This is a genomic window from Pseudomonas sp. NPDC090203, from assembly GCF_044746765.1.
GTDB classification, from domain to species: Bacteria; Pseudomonadota; Gammaproteobacteria; order Pseudomonadales; family Pseudomonadaceae; genus Aquipseudomonas; species Aquipseudomonas putida_AD.
Map to the genome: position 1 here is coordinate 354,192 of NZ_JBIVCV010000003.1, position 14,031 is coordinate 368,222.

The window sequence follows — 14,031 nt, forward strand, 5'->3', positions numbered from 1 at the left end:
GCAACGTCGTGGTGGCGACATGCTGAAGGGGACGCTGTCCGTTCGTCTATCCACTTTCGCTCGCCATGCACGCCTCATTTTGGTGCGCAGCCTGGTTCACCCATGGTGTATTGCCCGGCCTCGAACCATGCTGCTAAGGTGCTCGCACTCATAACAACACTGCCAGAGCAGGTTTTTCATGTCGGTCAGGGTATTTGAAACCGTCGCCGCCGATCAGCAAGGTATCTCCAACGCGGGCTGGAGCCTGCACTACGCACAAATGTCTTCGGGGCAGTTCAAGGGTCGTCTGGTGGAGGCGGAACTGGGCGGCGTGCAAGTCTACGAAGAACACATGAATACCCGCATCGAGCAGTATTACAAGGCGCCCAGCGATGCCCTGGTGTTCAGCTTCGACATGAGCGAACGCGCGCTGTACCTGCTCGACGCCAGCACCCAGAACCTGTGGATCACACCCGAGAACTACCGCGAAATCGCCGTGGTGATCCGCCAGGATTGCCTGGGCTCGCGCCACCTGCACGAGACTTTCGAAGAGCTGTTGCTGACCCCACTCACATCCCCTCATGCCGCGCTGTTCAGTGGCTGGCTGAGCACGATGCTGACCCGCCTTTCCCAGCAGAGCGATGCCGAACAGGCGCGGCTTCTGGGCGAACAACTGATCGAGGATTGCCTGTTCGTGCTGGAACAATCGGACCCCGCACGCATGGGTGACGCCTGCCTGCGCCTGGCCGGGCAACGACGGATCGTGCAACGGGTGTTCGAGCAGGTAAGCGCCTACCCCACCGAAAACTTCAGCGTGGTGCAACTGGCCGACAGCGCCGGCACCTCCTTCCAGCAGCTGCGCAAGGCATTCACCGCCTGCGTCGGCATGGCCCCCACCGCCTGGCTGCGCAGCCGACGGCTGAATCTGGCGCGTCAGGACCTACTGACCTCGCGCGCGGAAGACACCAGCGTGGCCGATGTCGCCATGCGCTATTCGTTCTGGCACCTGGGGCGTTTTGCCGAGGCGTACCGCGAGTTGTTCCTGGAGTATCCGAGCCAGACGCTCAATCGCCAACGCTGAATTCCCCCGCTCTGCGCACTGATGCACTCGCTGCATCTCCGCGCCCCGCACTCGCCGCAACTCCGCTCCCCGTACTCGCCGCCACTCCACTCCCCGTACTCGCCGCAAATCCGCTCGCTGTAGGAGCGCGCTTGCCCGCGATCTGCTGCACAGCAGCAGCAAAACCATGCTCACTGGGGGTGTCAGGTACACCGCGAACTCAGGTTCTACTGCCGCTTCGCGTCAGATCGCGGGCAAGCGCGCTCCTACAAACACAATGCGCATTGCGAGAATGTCCCCATATTAGAATCAATGAGTCTCAATTTAGGGTAATTGTTCCCCATTCGTTTAGTCCGTAGATTTACTCCCAAGCCAGCAAGCAAACAGCCAGCGAGCTGAAGCGGCGAACCATACAGACCATTTTCGAATTCAAGGGAATACACATCATGTCCATCCGCGAACTGCTCAACCCAACCAACTCCGCCCTGATCCTGATCGACCACCAGCCACAGATGGCCTTCGGCGTGCAGTCGATCGATCGCCAGACCCTGAAGAACAACACTGTGGGTCTGGCCAAGGCGGCGAAGATCTTCAACGTGCCGACCATCTTTACCTCGGTGGAAACCAAGAGTTTCAGCGGCTACATCTGGCCAGAACTGCTGGCGGTGCACCCGGATCAACAGCCCATCGAGCGCACATCGATGAACTCCTGGGAAGACAAGAAGCTGGTGGACGCGGTCAAGGCCACCGGGCGCAAGAAGCTGATCATCGCCGCGCTCTGGACCGAAGTCTGCCTGAACTTCCCGACCCTGGACGCGCTGGCTGAGGGCTACGAGGTGTACATCGTCACCGACGCCTCCGGCGGCACCACCAAGGAAGCCCACGACATGTCGGTGCAACGCATGATTCAGGCCGGTGCCGTGCCTGTGACCTGGCAGCAGGTGCTGCTCGAATTCCAGCGTGACTGGGCTCACAAGGAAACCTACGAAGCGGTCATGCAACTGGTGCTGGAACACAGCGGCGCGTACGGCATGGGTGTCGACTACGCCTACACCATGGTCCACGGCGCACCACAGCGCAAAGCCGGCTGAACCCTTTGATCCGGGCCTCGATACGGGGCCCCTTTTTCACCACGACCCCATTCTGATTTATAAGTGAGCCCATCATGAACACTGTTAAAAAAGCCCTGACCGCAACCCTGCTGGCCCTCTCCATCGGCAGCGCCTTCGCCGCTGAAAACACAGTGCCTGAACACCAGACCCAGGCCTTCCTCAACGCCCTGGCTGCTGGTGGTGGCCGGCCGCTGGAGCAACTGAGCCCCAAGGACGCACGTGCGGTGCTGACCGGCGCGCAGAGCTCGGTGAAGGTCGATATGTCGGGGATTCAGGTCAGTGAAAAGACCATCCAGGCCGACGGCCAGAACATCAAGCTGACCATCGTGCGTCCGGCCGGGGTCAAGGGTGAGTTACCGGTGTTCATGTACTTCCACGGCGGTGGCTGGGTGCTGGGCGACTACCCGACCCACGCTCGCCTGATCCGTGATCTGGTGGTCGGCTCGGGTGCGGTGGCGGTCTACGTGGATTACACGCCATCGCCGGAAGCGCACTACCCGACCGCGATCAACCAGGCCTACGCCGCAACCCGCTGGGTGGCCGAGCATGGCAAGCAGATCAGTGTCGACAGCTCGCGCCTGGCGGTGGCCGGTAACAGCGTGGGCGGCAACATGGCGGCGGTCGTTGCGCTGAAGGCCAAGGAACAGGGCACGCCGAAGCTGCGCTTCCAGTTGCTGCTGTGGCCGGTGACCGATGCGAGCTTCGACACCGCCTCCTACGACCAGTACGCCGAGGGGCACTTCCTCACCCGCAACATGATGAAGTGGTTCTGGGACAGCTACACCACCGACGCCGCCCAGCGCGCCGACATTCATGCCTCGCCGCTGCGTGCCAGCACCGAGCAATTGAAAGGGCTGCCACCGGCACTGGTGCAGACTGCGGGCCTGGACGTGTTGCGTGACGAAGGCGAGGCCTATGCCCGCAAGCTCGATGCCGCCGGTGTGGATGTCACCGCCGTGCGCTACAACGGCATGATCCACGACTATGGTTTGCTCAACCCGTTGAGCAACATTCCAGAGGTCAAGGCGGCGATGCGTCAGGCAGCCGGTGAGCTCAAGGCGCATTTGAATTAAGCCAACCGATACACGTAGCAGCACGGCTTGCCGGCGGGAGCGATCTTACGGACGCCATCGCGGGCAAGCGCGCTCCTACAAGATCAGGGTCACACAGAACCGTAGCAGCACGGCTTGCCGGCGGGAGCGATCTTACGGACGTCCCCGCCGGCAAGCCGTGCTGCTACAGGGCATAGTCACCTACGAAAATTCATTGGTTACACGGAGTTCATCATGTCATCCATCCACCGCACCACCGCCCCGGCCCTGAGCTTCAACGGCGGCTTCGTCGACACCATCGGTTTCCTCGCGTTACAAGGCCTGTTCACCGCCCATGTCACCGGCAACTTCGTGACCCTGGGGGTGAGCATCGTGCACGGCACCTCCGGCGCGCTGGCCAAGCTGCTGGCCCTGCCGATGTTCGCCCTGGTGGTCGGCCTGACGCACCTGGCCGCGGTGGCGATCAACCGTCGCGGCCTGGTGCCCCTGCGGCCGCTGCTGATTCTGCACACCCTGCTGCTGGCGCTGTTCGCCGCCTTCACCCTCTGCTTTGGCCCATTCAACGATGGCGACAGCGGCGCTGCCCTGCTCACCGGCATGACCGGCGTGGCAGCCATGGCGGTGCTCAACGCGATTTCCCGTCAGCACCTCAAGGGCGCCCCGCCCACCACCCTGATGACCGGCAACGTCACGCAACTGTCCATCGACCTGTTCGACCTGATCGGCCTGCGCGATGTCGAGCAACGGGCCGTCATCAAAAAGCGGCTCAAGCCCATCGGACTGAATCTTCTGGGCTTCACCGTCGGCTGTGTCGGTGCCGCACTGTTGTACCTGGCCATCGGCCTCTGGTGTCTGTTGGTGCCTGTGCTGGTGTCGATCTGGACCTGCATCAACACTTTCGGCACCACCGACGGCATCGCAGATTCAGTCGCTTGAATGCATCTCGAACAGGTAGCGGTTTCGGCCTGCGCTCTTGGCCTTGTACATCGCATGGTCGGCATGCTGCACCAGCGTGCCGATGTCGTCCCCGTCGCGGGGGAACAGGCTGACGCCCATGCTGGCGTGGATCTGCACCTTGCGCCCGTCGATGAACAGCGGCAACTGGAAGCACTGGTGGAGTTTTTCCAGCAACGCCGCGATTTTCTGCGGGTCCTTCACATCGCAGAACGAGATGACGAATTCATCACCGCCCAGCCGCGCCACGCAATCGGCGCCGTCACTGGCGGTGGTCAGCAGCTTGGCCACCGCCTGTAACACCTGATCGCCGAAACGGTGACCATACTGATCGTTCATTTCCTTGAAGTGGTCCAGGTCGACGAACAGCAGGGCCATCTTCTTCCCGCCCTCCCGCGCCTCGATCAACGCCTGCTCCAGACGTTCGAAGCACATGCGCCGGTTGGGCAATTCGGTCAGCGGGTCATGCCGGGCCAGGTGCTCGAAGGCGGCGCGGCTGGACGTCAGATCGTCCAACTGGCCGAGGATTTCCTGTTTCATCGCATGGAAACGATGGGCGAGCACCCCCAACTCGTCGTCCCTGGGTGCCAGCTCGCTGATCTTGCGCTCCCGGGAGAACAGCTCCACCGCGTCAGTCATGCTGCGCAACGGCCGGATCAGCGCACGGGAGGCGATGAAGGCCGCCAACAGCGCCAGCACGCTGAACAGCAACGCGATCTGCACGATGCTGTTGCCCACGCGGGACACCTTGGCCAAAACATGGCTTTGCGGCTGGCCCAGGCCCAGTACCACGAAGGGTTCGGCATCGCCGTTATGGGAAAGGCGCACGAACGCCGCCACCAACCGGTCCTGCTGGCCTTGCTCGACACTGCGGCTGATAAGGCTGCCAGGCGCCTTGTCGGACAGCAGCCCGGCGACTTCCGGGAATTCATCCTGCAAGAACAACCGCCGGCCCTGATCGAAACCGAAGGTGCGGCGATGGTCCGGATGCACCAGCAAATCGCCCCAGCGGTTGCTCAGGTAGACCTGGTATTCCTTGGGCAGATCGCTTTGCAGTTGGTTGAACAGCTGATCGAGGTCAACGTTGATGACCAGCAGCGCAAACACCTTGCCTGTCGCATCCGCCACGGGCGTGGAGACATGCAGCGTCGGTTTGCCCAGCCCCGAGTGCGCGCCCTGCTCGTGGTTGATCACGATCGGCGAGATACGCACCTCCCCTGGCGCCAGGCGCAGGGTTTCGAAGACGTAGGCGTAATGGGCCTTCTCCTGCAGATCGGCGCCCTCGACCCTGACGATATCGGCCCCGTCGCGGTCTTGGCGCACCAGTTCCAGACCATGGTCGGTCGCGCTGATCAGACGGATCTGCATGTAATCGGGATGGGCCAGCAACATGGCCCGGAATGACTCGGCGAGGTTGTCACTGACGGTCTTGCGGGTCGCAGGATTGGTCAGCTCGCCCAGTTCGTGCACCTGGGCCCCGTTGGTCAACACCGTGGCATCCAGGGAAATGTTGCGCAGGCTGCCGTGCAGGTTGCGGCCCAGCACCTGGACCGACGTCAGCAAGTCACGCTCGGCGGCCTGCAGCAGCATTTCCCGGCTGCTGTTGTAGATGTAGTAACCGGCGAGCCCCGTGGGCACCATGCCGAACAGGGCCATCAGGCAACCGAGCTTGAACGCGATACCGAACCTCATCGCGCCTCCACCAGCGGCGGACGCTCGCCGGACACGATCCGCTGCCACAACTCGGCGCGGCGCTGATCGTCCTCGACCGGGCGTAGCCAGATCATGCGATTGGAGGGGCTGGCATCCAGCGGTTCCTGCACCGTGTTGGACAGGTCCTGGCGTTCGCTCAGGGCGCGGCTGACATCCGGTTCGAGCATGTAATTGATCCATTCATTGGCCAGTCGCAGGTCATGGGCGCCCTTGCTGATCGCCCAGCAATCGAGCCAGGCCAGCGCGCCCTCCCGGGGTACCACATAGCCGACGTCCACGCCTGCATCGCGCAGTTGCTTAAGTTGCTGACGGCCATAGTTGGCGAAAATCAGCGCCACCGAATGGCTGCGGAACAGCTCGGCCGCCTCCTCCGGCAGGGAATAGAAGGTCAACACATTGCGCCGCAACGCGATGAGCTTTTCGGTCACCCGGGGAAAGTCCGCTGCGCCGATGTGAAACGGATCACCGCCGAGGGCCAGGCTTGCCAGGGAGAAATTGTGGTTGCTGGTGTTGAACGCCAGCACGCGGCCCTGAAACCTTGGGTCCCACATGCTCTGAATCGAGTCGGGCGGCTGGCTGAACTGCTTGCGATCGTAGATCAGGCCCATGTCCGACCAGGCATAGGGCACGGCATAGACATGCCCGTCGACGACAATGTCGGGGATTCTGGAATAATCGCGAAAACGCGGGAGCTGACGCGCCGTATTGGCGATGCGCTCGGGATGCAAAGGCTGCAACAGGCCCTGGTTCACATAGTGGTGAATTTCGGCAGTGTTGGCCGCGATCACGTCAAAATCGCCACCCTGATTTTCAGACAGTTTGGCCCGCAGCACTTCATCGCTGCCCACCAGCGTGACTTCGACCTTGACCTTGAAACGCTTCTCGAAAACGCTCACCAGGTCAGTGTCGGCGTAACCGGGCCACGCCAGCACACGCAGCGTCTGCTCGGCAGCGCCCGCCGGCAGCGACGCGAGAAGGCCGCACATCAATAACCCCAACGGGCGCAGGTATTTCATGGACGATGCCCAGACCGGGGAATGTCGCCACTATACCTATGGCGATGTGCCGTTGCTCGCCAACCTGTTTGCGCAAATCGCGCCTTCGGTCGGAAACGCTGCCTGAATCCATTCACCCTTGGTTTGGGCACGCATTGGGTTAGACTCGGCGTTTTTGCACCAAGGAGTGAGGCGCATGCAGATTTCAGGGGCGATTCCGGTACTTCGCATGTTCAGCGAAGAAAAAGCCCGGGAGTTTTATGTGGATTTTCTGGGGTTCTCGGTGGACTGGGAGCACCGCTTCGAAGCGGACTTGCCGCTGTACATGCAGATTCGCCGCGGGGATCTGCTCATTCACCTCACCGGCCACCACGGCGACGCCACCCCGGGCTCGACCATTTTCGTACCGATGCAGGAAATCGAGCCGTTCTGCCAGGCGCTCAATGCCAAAGGCTACGGTTTTTCGCGGCCGGGGATCGTCGAACAGGGCTGGGGCAAAGTCATGGAAATCGCCGATCCGTCCGGTAACAGGATCCGCTTCTGTGAACTCTCGCAGGATTGACCCGTAGCAGCACAGCTTGCCGGCGGCAGCGATCTTGTGGACGCCGCCGCAGGCAGCCGTGCTTCAGGTCATACCGGCGGCTGGACCACCGGTTTGTTCGGCGCTGCGATCTGCACTTTCGGGTTGACCGGCGCTGCATTGGGCGTCGCATATTGCTGTTTCAGATGCCCATCCTGATCCAGCAACCAGGCGTCGAGAATCTGCCGCACCACCGGCCCTGCCACCCGACCACCCGCCTCGCCGTTCTCGATCATTACCGAAACCACGATTTTCGGGTTGGCCGCCGGGGCAAAACCGACAAACAAGGCGTTGTCACGATGCCGCTCCAGGGTCTTGTCACGGTTGTAACGCTCGCCCTGCTTGATAGCCACCACCTGCGCCGTACCGCTCTTGCCGGCGATACGGTATTGCGCCCCTTGCGCCGCCGCACGGGCGATGCCGCGCGGGTCGTGCATCACCGACTGCATGCCATTGTTGACCTGATCCCACTCACGGGGATCACGCAGGACGATGTTGGGCATCGGGTGCTCGTCCACCGGCGCCACGCCGCCGATCTCCTTGGCCAGGTGCGGGCGGTTCCACACGCCCTTGTTGGCGATCAGCGCGGTGGCCTGGGCCAGTTGCAAAGGCGTGACCTGCATGTAGCCCTGGCCGATGCCGAGAATCACCGTTTCCCCCGGGAACCAGGCCTGGCGGCGGGTAATGCGTTTCCACTCCTTGGACGGCATCAGGCCTGCAGACTCCTCGAACATGTCCAGCGAGACCTTCTGGCCGATGCCGAACATGGTCAGGTAGTCATGCAGCCGGTCGATGCCCAACTTGTGCGCAAGATCGTAGAAGTAGGTGTCGTTTGAACGCATGATCGCCGCATTCAGGTCCACCCAGCCGTCGCCGCTGTGGTTCCAGTTGCGGTATTTGTGATCGAAGTCCGGCAACTGGAAATAGCCAGGGTCGAACACCCGGGTAGAGGGCGTGATGATGCCGCTGTCGAGCCCCGCGATCGCCACTTCCGGCTTGATCGTCGAGCCTGGGGCATACAGGCCACGCAGCACGCGGTTGAACAGCGGCCGGTCGACCGAGTCCCGCAGCGCCGAGTATTCCTTGAAACTGATGCCGGTGACGAACAGGTTCGGGTCGAAACTTGGCTTGCTGACCATCGCCAGCACCTCGCCAGTGGCCGGGTCGATGGCCACCACCGAACCACGGCGGTCGCCCAGTGCCTCTTCGGCGGCTTCCTGCAACTTGATGTCCAGGCTCAGCGTGATGCTCTTTCCGGCCACCGGATCGGTGTGCTTGAGGACGCGCAGTACGCGGCCCTGGGCGTTGGTTTCCACTTCCTCGTAACCCACGTGGCCGTGCAGCTCGGGCTCATAGAAGCGTTCGATGCCGGTCTTGCCGATGGACTGGGTGCCACGATATTCCACCTGGTCCAGTTGCGAGGCTTCCTTCTCGTTGATCCGCCCGACGTAACCGATGGAGTGCGCAAAATGCGCCCCCAGCGGGTAATGGCGAACGAACTGCGCCTCCACATCCAGCCCCGGCAGGCGGAACTGGTTCACCGCCAGCAGGGCGATCTGTTCTTCGGTGAGTTCATAGAGCAGCGTCACCGGTACGAAACGGTGCGGCGAGTTCTTCATGGCCTTGTCGAAGATGATGCGGTCTTCGTCCGGCAGGTTGAGGATCTGCATCAGGGTGTCGATCACCGCGTGCCAGTCCCCTGCCCGTTCGCGGGTCATGGTCAGGTTGAAGCTGGGCCGGTTATCGGCGAGGATCACGCCATTTCGGTCATAGATCAGCCCGCGCTCTGGCGGGATCGGCAAGACGTGGACGCGGTTGTTTTCGGAAATGGTGGAGTGATAGGCGAATTCGATGACCTGCAGGATGTACAGGCGGCAGACCAGCGCGATGCTCAACGCGACCACGAACACGGCGCAGGCGATCAGGCGTCGATTGACCAGCCGCGTCTCTTTTTCGTGGTCTTTTAACGGTATGGGATCAGGCATTTCTACAGCTACTCGGTGACGACAGGAACGATACAGACAGCGTCCTCTGAACCAGGCCAGGACGCAAATGGCGTGCACGATACCAAGAAGCACCTGCACTCATCGGGCGAACTTCATGAAAATCCTGTCATGTTGACGAAAGGTGCCCGGGATCTGGAACGTTGAGGGCCGCCTTGACGGTCACCAACCTGTTAAAAAGTGAGACGGGTTTGTTGCATAAGTGCAATAAATCTCGTCGTACGACAGGGATCAGATCGCGCAACGAAAATCGGCTCAGATGAAGTCTCGACCGCGCGACTGATTTCTGTAAAAACGACAACCGCACTGGAACGAGCCTTGCGGACCTACCCCGGTCCATCACGGACGCGCACCGCAAAAATCGCAGAAAACCGTACTGTTACATATATTGCAACAGTCATTTACCGATTTAACAGGATGCAACAGTCAGTAACACATCTATGATTGCGCTTCGCGTGGAAAAGATGGCTAGCGGCCTGGCTTCCCCCCGCCTAGCGTGCGCCATCTGCCCGCAGGTTTGCCAGAGACCCAATGTCACACCCGCCGCTGCACCCTGCGCCCGACACCTCGCGCTGTCGGACCCAACCGTGAGAAACATTTACAACGCCACCCGTTACGGACCATGCCCCGGCATGGCTCTTTGTACAGGTGCGTTTGCAGGAGCCCTGAATGACAGAGAAATCCAAAGGCCTCACCCGCCGCCAGTTGCTGAAATCCTCAGCCACGACCCTGGCCGTCGGTGCTGCCGCAACGGCCAAGGCGGCCACCGTGGTCGGTGTTCCGCAATGGATCCCCTTCGACCATAACGGCCCGATGCATTACGACACGCCCGGCTGGCAGTTCTTCACCCAAGCCGAAGCCAGCGCCGTGGAAGCCATCGTTGCGCGCCTGATTCCCGCCGATGAGCTGAGCGTCAGCGGCAAGGACGCCGGTTGCGCGGTGTTCATCGACCGCCAACTGGCGGGGGAATACGGCACTTTCAGCCGCCTGTACATGCAGGGCCCCTTCCAGAAAGGCACGCCGATGCAGGGCGACCAGTCGGAACTGGTGCCGCGCGAGCGTTACCGTCTGGGCCTGGCCGGGCTTGAGGCCTACTGCCAGAAAGCCTTCCAGAAAAACTTCGAAACCCTCGCTCCAGAGCAGCAGGACCAGGTGCTGACCGGGCTTGAAAAAGGCGAGATCACTCTCGAAGGCATCGACGCCAAATTGTTCTTCCAGCAGGTGCTGGGCAACACCATGGAAGGCTTCTTCGCGGACCCGGTGTATGGCGGCAACCGCGACATGGTGTCGTGGAAAATGATCGGCTTCCCCGGTGCGCGCTACGACTACCGCGAGTACGTCGGCCTGCACAACCAGAAGCTGAACCTGATCCCGCTTTCCATTTCCGGAAGCGCAGCCTGGACCAAGAAGGGTTAATTCGACATGGCCAAAAAACTACCTGCCACGGACGTCGTGGTTGTCGGACTCGGCTGGGCCGGATCCATCATCGCCAATGAACTGGCCGACGAAGGCCTGAACGTCATCGGCTACGAACGTGGGCCGTGGCGCGACACCGCAGCCGACTTCAACGTCGCCTCCGCTGCCGATGAACTGCGTTACAACCGCCGCCAGGACCTGATGGTGAGGACGCGGCAAAACACCACGACTATTCGCAATAGCGTCAACGAGACAGCGCTACCCATGCGCAGTTGGGGCTCGTTTCACCCCGGCAACGGCACCGGCGGCGCCGGTAACCACTGGGCCGGCATCACCTTTCGTTTCCAGCCCCATGAATTTCGCCTGCACAGCCACCTGACCGAACGCTATGGCAAGGAGCTGTCGCCGGAACTCACCCTGCAGGACTGGGGCACCGACTGGGAAGAAATGGAGCCGTTCTACGCCAAGTTCGACCGCCTGGCCGGCATCTCGGGCAAGGCCGGCAACATCAAGGGCGTTATCCAGGAAGGCGGCAACCCGTTCGAGGGCGCGCGCTCCGAGGAATACCCCAACCCGCCGACGCAACAGACCTACGCCCCGACGCTGTTCGCCGAGGCCGCCCGGAACCTGGGCTACAAACCGTTTCCGGTGCCGTCTGCGCTGGTGTCCCAGCCCTACGTCAACTCCCTTGGCGTGGCGATGGGCCCGTGCACCTACTGTGGTTTCTGCACCAACTATGGCTGCGCCAACTACTCCAAGGCCAGTGCCATCACCACCGTTCTGCCGGCGCTGATCCGCAAGCCGAACTTCACCGCCATGACCAATTGCGAAGTGCTGCGAGTGACCATGGACAGCAGCGGCAAGAAGGCCACCGGCATCGTCTACATGGACGCCAACGGCCAGGAATGGGAACAGCCAGCGGAGCTGGTGGTGGTCAGCGCGTTCATCTTCGAAAATGTGCGCCTGATGCTGCTCTCCGGCATCGGCAAGCCGTACGACCCGGTGACCAACACTGGCACCACCGGCCGCAACTACGCCTACCAGACCGCCAACAGCGTGCGGATGTTCTTCGATGACAAGAACTTCAACCCGTTCATCGGTGGCGGCGCCATCGGCATGGGCATCGACGAATTCAACAACGACAACTTCGACCACTCGGGCCTGGGCTTCGTCGGCGGCGGCAGCACCCGCGTCACGCCGATTGGCGCGGCGCCCATCGACTCGCGCCCGCTGCCACCCGGCACCCCGACCTGGGGTTCGGAATGGAAGAAAGCCACGGTCAAGAACTACGCCAGCACCATGTCCATCGGTTGCGAAGCGAGCAGTTACGCGACGCGCACCAACTACCTGTCGCTGGACCCGACCTACAAGGATCCGCTGGGCCGACCGCTGTTGCGCATCACCTTCGACTTCCCGGAGAACGACCGCAAGATGGCGGCCTACGTCACCGGCAAAGTGGGTGAAATCGCCAAGAGCATGAACCCGCGGCAGATGGTCCCCAGCTCCCAGCAAGGGCACTGGAACAGCGCGCCGTACCAGTCTTCGCACATCGTCGGCGGTTTCATCATGGGCGCCGACCCGAAGAACAGCTCGGTCAACAAACACCTGCAAGTCTGGGGCGTGCCGAACCTGTTCGTGGTTGGTTCCTCGGCCTTCCCGCAGAACCCTGGCTACAACCCGACCGGCACCGTGGCGGCGCTGGCGTTCAAAGCGGCGGATGCCATTCGTACCCGCTACCTCAAGCGTCCAGGGGAGATGATCAGCGTATGAAGACCCTTCTGACTGTATGCGCAGGCGTCATCGGACTGTCCCTGAACATGGCTCACGCCGCGACGGGTGCTGATTCGTACAATCTGGTGGAAAAAGGCCGTTACCTGACCACCCTCGGTGACTGCACCGCGTGCCACACAATGCCGGGCAAACCGCTCTTCTCCGGTGGCGTGATTCTCGATACGCCGTTCGGCAAACTGGCCGGCGCCAACATCACGCCCGACCCGGTCAACGGTATCGGCCGCTGGAGCTTCGAGGACTTCCAGAACGCCATGTCCAAGGGCCACGGCCTGGACGGCAAACGCCTGTACGGCGCGATGCCGTTCACCGCGTACACCAAGGTCACCCGCGAGGATAACCAGGCGATCTGGGCCTACTTGCGCACCGTCGATGCCTCGGACAACCACGTCGAAACCAACCAGCTGCCGTTCCCGTTCAATGTGCGCACCAGCCTGATCGGCTGGAACCTGATCAACTTCAAGGAAGGCGAATTCAAGCCCAACCCGCAGAAGTCCGAGCAGTGGAACCGGGGCGCGTACCTGGTCGAAGGACTGGGCCACTGCGGCACCTGCCACACCCCGAAGAACCTCATCGGCGGCGACAAGAACGAGCAGTTCCTCACCGGCGCCAACCTGCAGAACTGGGTCGCGCCGAACATCACTTCCACCGGCCATGACGGCATCGGGGCGTGGAGTGAAGCGGACATCGTCAAGTACCTGAAGACCGGCGCCAACCGCTTCGACATCGCGTCGGGACCGATGGCCGAGGAAGTCGAGCACTCGTCCCAGCACTGGACCGACCAGGACCTGATGGCGGTAGCGGCGTACCTCAAGGACGGCGCCAAGCCTGTGGAAGCCGCCAAACCGGTGGCCGCCACAGACCCGGCCATGGCGGCCGGCAAGGCCATCTACGCCGACCGCTGCTCGGCGTGCCACACGCCAAACGGTGAAGGCGCAGCCAACCTGTTCCCGAAACTGGCCATGGCGCCGCTGGTCAACAGCAACGATCCGTCGTCGCTGATCCGCGTGGTACTGGCAGGCAGCCGCGCAGGCTCAACCGACGCCGCCCCCACCGCCCCGGCGATGCCGGCATTGGGCTGGAACCTGTCGGATGAAAACGTCGCGGACGTGCTCACCTACGTGCGCAACACCTGGGGCAACGCCGCACCTGCGGTGTCCAGCGCCAGCGTGAAGGACGTGCGTGAGGCGTTGACGCCGAAGTAAGGCGTTGCGTGGTTGCGTGACGAAAAATGCCTGACCGCCTGTTTGGGGTCGGGCATTTTTGTGTGCGCCAATGATCCCGTAGCAGCACGGCTTGCCGGCGGGAGCGGCGTGCCAGTTGACAGCTTCGTTGCTGATCCACCGCTCCCGCCGGCAAGCCGTGCTGCTACGGGGAGA

11 protein-coding genes are annotated in these 14,031 nt (G+C 62.1%); 8 read left to right on the forward strand and 3 right to left on the reverse strand.

The window, feature by feature from the left end:
* The first annotated feature begins 178 nt into the window (after positions 1 to 178).
* The 4 genes from ACIPO9_RS07055 to ACIPO9_RS07070 all read left to right on the forward strand — a co-directional run bounded on the left by ACIPO9_RS07055 (position 179) and on the right by ACIPO9_RS07070 (position 4,139).
* Complete coding sequence (locus ACIPO9_RS07055) at positions 179 to 1,060, forward strand: helix-turn-helix domain-containing protein (RefSeq protein ID WP_400779637.1); 882 nt, start codon at positions 179 to 181, stop codon at positions 1,058 to 1,060.
* 425 nt (positions 1,061 to 1,485) lie between these two features.
* Positions 1,486 to 2,130 carry a hydrolase gene (locus ACIPO9_RS07060; RefSeq protein WP_274133436.1) on the forward strand — a complete coding sequence of 215 codons (645 nt, stop codon included), beginning with the start codon at positions 1,486 to 1,488 and terminating at the stop codon, positions 2,128 to 2,130.
* 74 nt (positions 2,131 to 2,204) lie between these two features.
* Positions 2,205 to 3,224 carry an alpha/beta hydrolase gene (locus ACIPO9_RS07065; protein WP_400779639.1) on the forward strand — a complete coding sequence of 340 codons (1,020 nt, stop codon included), beginning with the start codon at positions 2,205 to 2,207 and terminating at the stop codon, positions 3,222 to 3,224.
* A 213-nt stretch (positions 3,225 to 3,437) separates the two neighbouring features.
* On the forward strand, positions 3,438 to 4,139 hold the full coding sequence (locus ACIPO9_RS07070) for a YoaK family protein (protein WP_400779641.1): 702 nt from the start codon (positions 3,438 to 3,440) through the stop codon (positions 4,137 to 4,139).
* Here the strand turns inward: ACIPO9_RS07070 and ACIPO9_RS07075 are convergent.
* Both ACIPO9_RS07075 and ACIPO9_RS07080 read right to left on the reverse strand, forming a co-directional pair.
* Positions 4,128 to 5,849: a diguanylate cyclase domain-containing protein gene (locus tag ACIPO9_RS07075; protein WP_400779643.1), complete on the reverse strand. Its 1,722-nt coding sequence runs from the start codon at positions 5,847 to 5,849 to the stop codon at positions 4,128 to 4,130. The genes ACIPO9_RS07070 and ACIPO9_RS07075 overlap by 12 nt on opposite strands.
* Positions 5,846 to 6,886 carry a PotD/PotF family extracellular solute-binding protein gene (locus ACIPO9_RS07080; protein ID WP_274133432.1) on the reverse strand — a complete coding sequence of 347 codons (1,041 nt, stop codon included), beginning with the start codon at positions 6,884 to 6,886 and terminating at the stop codon, positions 5,846 to 5,848. The genes ACIPO9_RS07075 and ACIPO9_RS07080 overlap by 4 nt, the downstream gene beginning before the upstream one ends.
* A 175-nt stretch (positions 6,887 to 7,061) precedes the next feature.
* On the opposite strand from ACIPO9_RS07080, the gene ACIPO9_RS07085 reads away from it, so the two are divergent.
* A complete protein-coding gene (locus ACIPO9_RS07085) occupies positions 7,062 to 7,427 on the forward strand; it encodes a glyoxalase superfamily protein (RefSeq protein WP_400779645.1) in 366 nt (121 codons plus the stop codon).
* 68 nt (positions 7,428 to 7,495) lie between these two features.
* Here the strand turns inward: ACIPO9_RS07085 and mrdA are convergent, their stop codons facing one another.
* Positions 7,496 to 9,430: a penicillin-binding protein 2 gene (mrdA, locus tag ACIPO9_RS07090; RefSeq protein ID WP_400606391.1), complete on the reverse strand. Its 1,935-nt coding sequence runs from the start codon at positions 9,428 to 9,430 to the stop codon at positions 7,496 to 7,498.
* A gap of 687 nt (positions 9,431 to 10,117) precedes the next feature.
* Between mrdA and ACIPO9_RS07095 the strand changes: the two genes are divergently transcribed.
* Genes ACIPO9_RS07095 through ACIPO9_RS07105 form a run of 3 tightly spaced genes read left to right on the forward strand, consistent with a single transcriptional unit; the run spans position 10,118 to position 13,857 of the window.
* Positions 10,118 to 10,864: a gluconate 2-dehydrogenase subunit 3 family protein gene (locus ACIPO9_RS07095; RefSeq protein ID WP_274133429.1), complete on the forward strand. Its 747-nt coding sequence runs from the start codon at positions 10,118 to 10,120 to the stop codon at positions 10,862 to 10,864.
* A gap of 6 nt (positions 10,865 to 10,870) precedes the next feature.
* Positions 10,871 to 12,634, forward strand: a complete 1,764-nt coding sequence (locus ACIPO9_RS07100; RefSeq protein ID WP_274133428.1) for a GMC family oxidoreductase — start codon at positions 10,871 to 10,873, stop codon at positions 12,632 to 12,634.
* Complete coding sequence (locus ACIPO9_RS07105; RefSeq protein ID WP_400779647.1) at positions 12,631 to 13,857, forward strand: c-type cytochrome; 1,227 nt, start codon at positions 12,631 to 12,633, stop codon at positions 13,855 to 13,857. Before ACIPO9_RS07100 ends, ACIPO9_RS07105 begins: the two co-directional genes overlap by 4 nt.
* The last annotated feature ends 174 nt before the right edge of the window (positions 13,858 to 14,031 follow it).

What these genes read in the sequence shown, in the direction of transcription:
- ACIPO9_RS07075 (WP_400779643.1), bottom strand. Translation starts at nt 5,849, where the DNA reads ATGAGGTTCGGTATCGCGTTCAAGCTCGGTTGCCTGATGGCCCTGTTC.
- ACIPO9_RS07060 (WP_274133436.1), top strand. Translation starts at nt 1,486, where the DNA reads ATGTCCATCCGCGAACTGCTCAACCCAACCAACTCCGCCCTGATCCTG.
- ACIPO9_RS07055 (WP_400779637.1), top strand. Translation starts at nt 179, where the DNA reads ATGTCGGTCAGGGTATTTGAAACCGTCGCCGCCGATCAGCAAGGTATC.
- ACIPO9_RS07070 (WP_400779641.1), top strand. Translation starts at nt 3,438, where the DNA reads ATGTCATCCATCCACCGCACCACCGCCCCGGCCCTGAGCTTCAACGGC.
- ACIPO9_RS07080 (WP_274133432.1), bottom strand. Translation starts at nt 6,886, where the DNA reads ATGAAATACCTGCGCCCGTTGGGGTTATTGATGTGCGGCCTTCTCGCG.
- ACIPO9_RS07100 (WP_274133428.1), top strand. Translation starts at nt 10,871, where the DNA reads ATGGCCAAAAAACTACCTGCCACGGACGTCGTGGTTGTCGGACTCGGC.
- ACIPO9_RS07085 (WP_400779645.1), top strand. Translation starts at nt 7,062, where the DNA reads ATGCAGATTTCAGGGGCGATTCCGGTACTTCGCATGTTCAGCGAAGAA.
- ACIPO9_RS07095 (WP_274133429.1), top strand. Translation starts at nt 10,118, where the DNA reads ATGACAGAGAAATCCAAAGGCCTCACCCGCCGCCAGTTGCTGAAATCC.
- mrdA (WP_400606391.1), bottom strand. Translation starts at nt 9,430, where the DNA reads ATGCCTGATCCCATACCGTTAAAAGACCACGAAAAAGAGACGCGGCTG.
- ACIPO9_RS07065 (WP_400779639.1), top strand. Translation starts at nt 2,205, where the DNA reads ATGAACACTGTTAAAAAAGCCCTGACCGCAACCCTGCTGGCCCTCTCC.
- ACIPO9_RS07105 (WP_400779647.1), top strand. Translation starts at nt 12,631, where the DNA reads ATGAAGACCCTTCTGACTGTATGCGCAGGCGTCATCGGACTGTCCCTG.